This is a genomic window from Ancylobacter lacus, assembly GCF_018390635.1.
GTDB lineage: Bacteria > Pseudomonadota > Alphaproteobacteria > Rhizobiales > Xanthobacteraceae > Ancylobacter > Ancylobacter lacus.
Map to the genome: position 1 here is coordinate 1 of NZ_JAHBGE010000023.1, position 7,957 is coordinate 7,957.

5 protein-coding genes and 4 pseudogenes are annotated in these 7,957 nt (G+C 63.8%); 1 reads left to right on the forward strand and 8 read right to left on the reverse strand.

The window, feature by feature from the left end; all coding sequences use genetic code 11:
- Positions 1-53 precede the first annotated feature (53 nt).
- The 3 genes and pseudogenes from trbE to KHC27_RS05310 all read right to left on the reverse strand — a co-directional run.
- Positions 54-1,769 (reverse strand): annotated as a pseudogene (gene trbE, locus KHC27_RS05300) (conjugal transfer protein TrbE); the annotation flags it as partial.
- Positions 1,770-1,781: 12 nt separating this feature from the next.
- Positions 1,782-2,063 carry a VirB3 family type IV secretion system protein gene (locus KHC27_RS05305; protein ID WP_213335950.1) on the reverse strand — a complete coding sequence of 94 codons (282 nt, stop codon included), beginning with the start codon at positions 2,061-2,063 and terminating at the stop codon, positions 1,782-1,784.
- Positions 2,063-2,356: a TrbC/VirB2 family type IV secretion system protein gene (locus KHC27_RS05310; RefSeq protein WP_246519671.1), complete on the reverse strand. Its 294-nt coding sequence runs from the start codon at positions 2,354-2,356 to the stop codon at positions 2,063-2,065. The genes KHC27_RS05305 and KHC27_RS05310 overlap by 1 nt, the downstream gene beginning before the upstream one ends.
- Positions 2,357-2,400: 44 nt before the next feature.
- On the opposite strand from KHC27_RS05310, the gene KHC27_RS05315 reads away from it, so the two are divergent.
- Positions 2,401-4,080: an Eco57I restriction-modification methylase domain-containing protein gene (locus tag KHC27_RS05315; protein WP_213335955.1), complete on the forward strand. Its 1,680-nt coding sequence runs from the start codon at positions 2,401-2,403 to the stop codon at positions 4,078-4,080.
- 168 nt (positions 4,081-4,248) lie between these two features.
- Here KHC27_RS05315 and KHC27_RS21560 read toward each other — a convergent pair whose 3' ends face one another.
- The 5 genes and pseudogenes from KHC27_RS21560 to KHC27_RS05335 all read right to left on the reverse strand — a co-directional run.
- Positions 4,249-4,548, reverse strand: a complete 300-nt coding sequence (locus KHC27_RS21560) for a hypothetical protein (protein WP_246519672.1) — start codon at positions 4,546-4,548, stop codon at positions 4,249-4,251.
- Between the two features lie 138 nt (positions 4,549-4,686).
- Positions 4,687-5,241 (reverse strand): annotated as a pseudogene (locus KHC27_RS21565) (type VI secretion protein); the annotation flags it as partial.
- Between the two features lie 243 nt (positions 5,242-5,484).
- Positions 5,485-5,997: pseudogene (locus KHC27_RS05325) on the reverse strand (lytic transglycosylase domain-containing protein); the annotation flags it as partial.
- Positions 5,997-6,943 (reverse strand): annotated as a pseudogene (locus tag KHC27_RS05330) (ParB/RepB/Spo0J family partition protein); the annotation flags it as partial. The pseudogenes KHC27_RS05330 and KHC27_RS05325, both read right to left, overlap by 1 nt.
- Before the next feature lie 175 nt (positions 6,944-7,118).
- Positions 7,119-7,957 (reverse strand): DUF932 domain-containing protein (locus tag KHC27_RS05335; RefSeq protein WP_213335961.1); only part of this gene is annotated, 839 nt, incomplete at its 5' end.

Here is a 7,957-nt window from a genome sequence, read left to right on the forward strand (position 1 = left end):
ACGGTGGCCGGATAATGATTGGAATAGGTGGCCGGTTACGTCGGAATCCGCAGCAAGAGAACGCAGAAACCGGTGATGGTGCGTTCCTCGACCGGCGCGGTGCTTAGCGAGGTCAGCGCTGTCCAGATGTGTTCTTTCACCTCGGGCGTGATGGCGACGCTTTCGCGGGCGAGGATCGCGCCGATCCAGCCGGCAGCCCAGGCGCGTTCGGCCGCGTCATCGACGCGGGCAAGCGGCTGAAGCCAGACAGAGGTTTCCGCACCGTCCGTCAGACCGCCACCCAAATCATGCCAGTCTCCGCGCATGGCGAGCGCCGCCGCGCGGATCGAACCGCCGAAATCGAAGGCGAAGACCTGCGCGCGCCGGTAACGCCGGAACTGCAAGGCCATCAGCGCCAGCAGCACGGATTTGCCTGCGCCAGTCGGGCCGACGATCAGCGTGTGGCCGACATCGCCGACATGCAGGGAAAACCGGAACGGGGTCGAGCCTTCGGTCTTGCCGAAGAGCAGTGGGGGCGCTGCGAAATGCTCGTCCTGTTCCGGTCCCGCCCACACCGCCGACAGCGGGATCATGTGGGCGAGATTGAGCGTGGAGACCGGCGGTTGCCGGACGTTGGCGTAGACGTGGCCCGGCAGGCTGCCGAGCCAGGCGTCCACCGCGTTGATCGTCTCGGCCATCGCCGTGAAGTCGCGGCCCTGGATGACCTTCTCGACGAGGCGCAGCTTCTCGTCGGCGGCACGCGGATCGGCATCCCATACCGTTACCGTCGCGGTCACGTAAGCGATACCGGCGTAATCGGCACCGAGTTCTTGGAGCGCGAGGTCGGCATCCGCCGCCTTGTTCGATGCGTCCGTATCGACCAGCGCCGACGCCTCGTTGGTCATCACCTCCTTCAGGATCGCGGCGATCGATTTGCGCTTCGCGAACCATTGGCGGCGGATTTTGGTCAGCAGCTTGGTGGCGTCGGTCTTGTCGAGCAGGATGGCGCGGGTGGACCAGCGATACGGGAACGCCAGCCGGTTCAGCTCGTCGAGCAGGCCGGGCGTCGTCGCGGTCGGAAAGCCGGTGATGGTGAGCACACGCAAGTGCTGATTGCCGAGGCGCGGCTCCAGCCCGCCGGTGAGCGGCTGATCGGCGAGCAGCGCGTCCAGATAGATCGGCGTCTCGGGAACACGGACGCGATGGCGGTGCGTAGAGACGCAAGAATGCAGATAGGTCAGGGTCTCGCCGTCATCAAGCCAGCGGCATTCCGGCATGAAGGCTTCGATGAGATGCAGTAACCGGTCGGTGCGGTCCGTGAAGCCGGCCATTACCTCATGGGGGTCGATGCCGGTCTTTTCGCGGCCCTCGTACAGCCAGGTCTGGGCGCGGGCGGCGTCTTCGGCCGGCGGCAGATAGGTGAAGGTCAGGAAGTAGCTGGACTCGAAATGCGCCCCGGCTTCTTCAAAGTCGGCCTTGCGCTCGGCATCGACCAGAGCCGACGCCGATTCCGGGAACACGCTATCCGGATAATGCTGCGCCGCATGCCGAACGGCATCGATGAAAATCGCCCAGCCGGAGCCGAGACGGCGGAAAGCGTTGTTCAACCGCCCGGCGACGGCGACCAGCTCGGCGGGCACGGCGCTGTCGAGGTCCGGCCCGCGAAACCGTGCTGTGCGCTGGAAGCTGCCATCCTTGTTGAGGACGACGCCGGAGCCGACCAGCGCTACCCAGGGCAGGAAGTCGGCGAGCCGGGCGTTTTTGTTGCGATATTCGACGAGGTTCATCATGGCCGCCTCCCCTCAGACCGAAAGGTGCGCAGGGATGCGCAGATGGCGGCGACCGACCTCGACGAACAGCGGATCGCGCTTGGCCGCCCACACCGCCGCGACATGGCCGATCGCCCAGATGGCGAGGCCGACAAGCCAGAGGCGTAGGCCGAGGCCCACGGCTCCGGCCAGTGTGCCGTTGATGATCGCGATGGCGCGCGGGGCACCGCCGAGCAGGATCGGCTCGGACAGCGCCCGGTGCAGCGGCACGGTGTAACCGGGAACCTCACCGCCCTGATCGACGCCGCCCGCCATCAAACCAGCGCCCCGCCGCCGAACGAGAAGAACGACAGGAAGAAGGAGCTGGCGGCGAAGGCGATCGACAGACCGAAGACGATCTGGATCAGGCGGCGGAAACCGCCCGACGTGTCGCCGAAGGCCAGGGCCAGGCCGGTCGAGATGATGACGATCACTGCGATGATCTTGGCGACCGGGCCTTCGATCGACTGAAGGATCTGTTGCAGCGGCTGTTCCCACGGCATGGACGAACCAGAGGCATGGGCGGGTGCCGCCATCACCATAGAGAGCGTGGCGACAGATACCGTCATGGCGAGACGGCTGGGCCAAGCCCGGCGTCGATGTATTGCGCACATTGATCGAACGGCTTCGCGGGGTCGATGTCGAAGGTGGCGCAATCGAACTGGCGGCATTCAGCCTTTGCTTGGCGCTGTGCGATGCGCTGGAGCCCGAAGACATCCGGGCGAGCGTCCAGCTTTTTCCCAAGCTCACGGACCGTACACTGATCGAATCCTGCTTTTTCGAAGCGAGGGAGAAAGCACGTATCGATGGCCCGGTCGGTGTGGTCGTTGGAAATCCGCCGTTTGAATCGGCTCTCAAGACCGAGGGCGCGCGGCGTAGCTACGCGCGTTTCACAGAAGCGCTCGGTGCCGGAGCGGACAAGCAGGTTGCTTATCTATTCCTGCAGGAGGCTATGGAGCTGCTCGCTCCGGGCGGCGTGCTCTCCATGCTTCAGCAGTATAATCTGATCTACAATGCCAGCGCCGCGCCCGTGCGCACGGCTTTCTTCACACGCTGGGACGTGCGCGAGGTCCTCGACTTCGTGTCGATCCGTGGCCTCTTCAGTAAGGGGGGCGCGGACACCAAGATCGTCGCTGTGGTCGCAGAAGCAAACGAGGCACCACAGGATCGCAGAATCCTGCACGCGGTGTTTCGTCGTGCTGGGCGCGCGGACGCCGAGCAGGGGTTCGACATCGACTATTATGATCTGCACTGGCTGCCGCGCAGCGAGGTGCTAGCCGAACCTGGCCCTGACATTTGGCGCGCCGGCCTTCTTGGCGGTGCCCGGGCCTACGGCCTGGTGAAACGGCTCAAAAAATATCGCACTCTCAAGCAGTATGCGGACGAGCGCGGCTGGCATGTCCGCGAAGGGTTCGTCGAGGGCCAGAAAGGCGTATCCCGAGCCGCAGATCATCTGATCGGCAAGCCACTTTTGCCCTCGGCTGCCCTCACATTGAACGGCATCGACAAAGACCGGATAACCGTGGTGCCAGACAAGCCGATCGAGGGGCCTCGTTCGGCAGAACTTTTCACGCCGCCTATGCTGCTGATCCGGGAGCACGAGGACTTGCCTCATGCGATCTGGTCCGCACATTATCTCACCTTCAAGAACCAGATCGTCGGGTTTGCGCAAGCCCGACGCGACGATCTGGAGGACGTCGCGCGCTGGCTGGAAGCGGAGTCGGTTCCACTGCGCGCCTATGCTGCCGGGATTAGCACCAAGCTCTTCACCCAAAAGGCGACGAACCTCGCCGGAGCCGATGTGCTAGCCTTGCCCTTCCCCGAGAACGGCGATCTCGACATCAGCGACAATGAACGGATCGTCGCCGAGGACATCGTCTTCCTGTATCGTGAGTTCATTCGCAAAGGCAGTGAATCGCGCCTTCTGCGTGAGGACGCCGGACCGGCGCTCGAAGATTTCTCGGCTCTGTTCTGCAAGCAGGTCGGAGCCGTCTATCCGAAAAAGCCGCTGGTGAGCCTGCCACCACGCCGCTGGCCCGGCATCGTCTGCCATCCCTTCGTATTCGGGAGCGGGGCAATTGACTGGGACGGTGAAGATTCCCTGCACGGCAAGATCGACGCTCTTCTGCGCGAACAAAAGGGCAAGTCGGTCTCAATCACGCGCATAGCGAGAATATATGATGGGCACTTCATCTTCCTGCTGAAGCCTGACCGCCTTCGCTACTGGCTGCGCTCAGTGGCGCTCCGCGACAGCGACGACGTGTTGGCCGACCTCCGAGCGCAGGGGTTCTGAATGCTGGCAGATGATGACAGCGTTGATGTTCGAAGTGGCGGCTTCTCGCCTGACCTGCATCGTCCGAAAGCTTGGCTCCAACAACTGATCGATTTCATCCTGGAACAATTGCCCATCTGGCGCGATCGTGCCGGCCGGCGAGCAGCGGATTCAGAGACACAACTGACCTCACAGCTCTGTGCCCACCTGAATGGCGTGGCCCGGAAATCCTCTGGCTGGGACGTGCTCCAGTTCCGCATTGAGGAGCCGGATGAAACGAAGCTGTCGCGTCGGATCGATCTCGTTGCGGCACCGGCGGGCGAAGTCATTTGGATCGAAGGTCGGAGGCATGACGATTTCGATCCACTGCTCCCGATTGAATGCAAGCGGCTCCCTACCCCGAAGGGTAAGGATCGGGACAAGCGCGAATATCTGCGCGTGGCGAAGGGCAGCACCGGTGGCGTGCAGCGTTTCAAGGCGGGGCTTCATGGAGCGGCGCACGAACAGGCGGTGATGATCGCCTATGTTCAGGCGGACGGTATAGCAGCCTGGATCAAACGTCTCGATCTCTGGATTCGCGCGTTATCGCGCGCTGGCATATCAGGCTGGAGCCACGATGATCGCCTGATCGACAGCGACCCAATCGAGCTTCGTGCCGAGGTCTTTCTCCATCTGCCCCATCAACTCGCGAGCGAACCCCTTGAGGTCGGCGAGATCAGCCGCATCCTCCGGCGAGACGATGAAGCGGAAATGGTGCCGATCGTCGGCGCAACGCTCGGCGAAAGCCCCGACATCCGCCGTCTCCACCTCCGGCCCGAACAGCCGCGCCTTCTCATGGCCTTTGCTGTTGCTCCCTTCGGTCGCGGCGCGGGTCACGCCCTCGCGGCGCAGATAATTGAGATGCGCCGACAATGGCGCGGCGCGCGGGCCGTGACGGACCACGCGGGTCTTGATGACGACGACGCGCGAGCGGCCGGTCAAAAGCCGGTTCGCCTGGATGCTGGCGGTGCGGCCCCGCCCGAAACGCGAGCGGTTGCCGGGACTGATCCGCCCCGAGCGGGAAACGGTGCCACCGGCCTTGCGGGCGGCGGCGAGCGCCTGCGCGACGAAGGGTCGGACGCGCTGCGCGCCGGAGGAGCGCACGCGGCCCGGACGGATGCGAAACTCGCGCTCATCGGACATGGCGCGGCTCCACAATGTGCGAAAACAGAAAGAAAAACAGAGGAATGAGGGCGTGCCGCACATTGCCGCCCAAGGGCGCAAGGTGCGCGAGACGCCAGAAAGCCGAACAAAAACAACCGACCGACCGAAGCACAATGTGCGCCCTTTTATCTCGCCCTCCTTCGGTCGTGTTGCCCGTGCTCCCCCTCAGCACCCTCCAGTCCACGCCAGCGCCCGCTATCGTGCGATCAGTAACCCGCGCGCTCATGGCTGCCGTCCCGTGTCGGCACGCGCGACGAACAGGCCGCTCGACTGCGGCACGATGGCGGACACATCGCGCACGATCGGCGTCGATGCCGCATCACCCGGCGAACGCCCGACGGACGCAGGGTCGGCAGCGGGACGGCGATCGGGTTGCGCGATGAACAGCGGCGCGCGGGTCCAGGAAAGAGGATCAGCCGCCGCGATGACGGTAGCGACGGGATCGCCCGCACCGTCGATGACCGGCGCGATGGTGGCAACATAGGTGCGGGTTTCAGCCGGCAGCGGATGGCCCGACAGCGACGCCTCATAGCGACCGGGACCAGCATTATAGGCGGCGATCCAGCCGGGCGACCCGTAGCGGTCGACCAGCTCACGGATATAGGCCGCACCGGCGATGATGTTGTCGTGCGGATCGTAAGGATCGTTGCCGAGACGATGCCGGACGCGCAGATCGCCCCAGGTTTCCGGCATGATCTGCATCAGCCCGATCGCGCCCTTGGGCGAGAGCGCTTGACGCAATGGGCGAGCAGGTCCATACTGTGGTCATCGTCGAGCGCGGTCAGCCAGTCCCACAACGCCTCATCGTCGGCAGGGATATGATCGCCCCAACGCTCATGCCGATCGGTGACGGACCGGGCAGAGGCGCTATCCTTCAGATCGTCGGCCTGCGCGGGGAAATGGATCTGCCGGACATGGGCTTCCAAAGCGCCGGTCGCCGGACGATGCAGGAAGGTGTCGGACACCAGCTTGTGCAAGAGCACCGTCATGGCGACATGCGGATGTCGGAAGCGCGCACCGTGGTCTCAGTGAGCATCCGCTTGATCTGCCACGGCTCCTTCTGCCAGCTATTGCGGATCGCTTCCCACACCTGTTCCTGGCGGGCGTGGTCCTGCGAGACGGTGAAGGCCATGAGCTGCTTCAGCTCCATGCCGTCCTCGGCAAACACCTCCAGCAGCACCGGCGAGACGGATGCGAGCCGCAGGCGCTGTTTGACGATATTGACGTCGATCAGGAAGGCTGCGGCGATCGCCTCTTCGCTCATGCCCTTGTCGCGCATCGCCTGGAACGCGCGATATTGATCGAGCGGATGTTGAGGAATCCGCTCGTCATTCTCGGCGAAGGAGATTTCCTCCATCAGAATGCCGCTCGCCGCGGCGCTGACGACGCAAGGAACCGGCGCGGTCTTGTTGAGCCGCTTCTGCTTCACCAGCAGTTCCAGCGCCCGGTAGCGGCGACCACCGGCCGGCACCTCGAACATGCCGGTCTCCACGCCATCGGCATCGAGAACGGCACGCACATGCAGCGACTGGATGAGGCCACGCCGGGCAATGGATTCGGCCAGATCCTCGACCGAGACGCCAGCCTTGATCCGGCGGACATTGGACTGGCTCAGCATCAGCTTGTTGAAGGGGATGTCGCGCGATGACGACAGGGTGATCTTATGAACGGCAGTTGCCATGGATCTTACTCCGCGACGGGCGGTCGAAAGCCTCTCTCTCGCCCTCCAACCCGTCACGAAGCGAAGCGCCGCCCTCTTCCTCTGAAGAGGCAGCGCCAGGGAATTGGGAAAACGGAAAGGCGTAGAAGCGCCAAGCCGGAGACACGGGAAACCGCATCTCCGGCTTTGCGGAAGATCATGCAGCGCGATCCAGCAGCTTCTTCGCCTTCGCCTCCATGTCGAGACGGGCATCCTGATGTGGCTTGTCGCGGGCGATGGCGGTGATGCCCTGGACGAAATCGAAGATCGACTCCGGCGGTCGACCTTCCTCGGCCAGCACCGCCTCGATGATCTTGCCGGTCTCGGCCTTCGAGAAGCCGCGGCGGCGCAGGAAGTCGCTGCGATCCTCGTCGGTGCGGGCGACGATCCGTTCGCGCGCCGCCTTGATGCCGTTGATGAAGGGCGTGGGCGAGGAATTGGCGAAGTTGAGCAGTGCCGGGGCCGCCTCATGGGCAAAACGCGAGGCGGCATATTTGCTGTGGCGGATGGTGATTTCCTCAAAATCTTCAACGCCCCACAAATTCCTGTTTTGGCAAACTGCGCGCAGATAAAAGCTCGCCATGCCGAGCGTTTTCGCGCCGACCTCGCTGTTCCAGGCATAGAAGCCGCGGAAGAACAGGTCGGGCGAGCCATCGGGCAGCTTGCCGGCCTCGATGGGGTTCAGATCGTCGACGAGGAACAGGAACACGTCACGGTCGCTGGCATAAAGCGTCGTGGTGTCTCGGGTGATGTCGACGCGCGGGTTGTAGATCCCCGTCGACCAGTCGAGCACGCCCGGCACTTTCCAGCGCGTATCGCCCGTGCCGTTGCCTGCGATCCGCTGGACGGCTTCGACCAGTTCATAGTCATATATGCGACCGTAGTCCGGGCCGGTGACAGCGCGCAGTTCGACACGGCCTTCTTCGGTTTCCAGCGTTTTGATCGTAAGCGTCGTCCCGGCGGCACCTTCATAGGTTGGGCGTGAAAGCGCAGTCT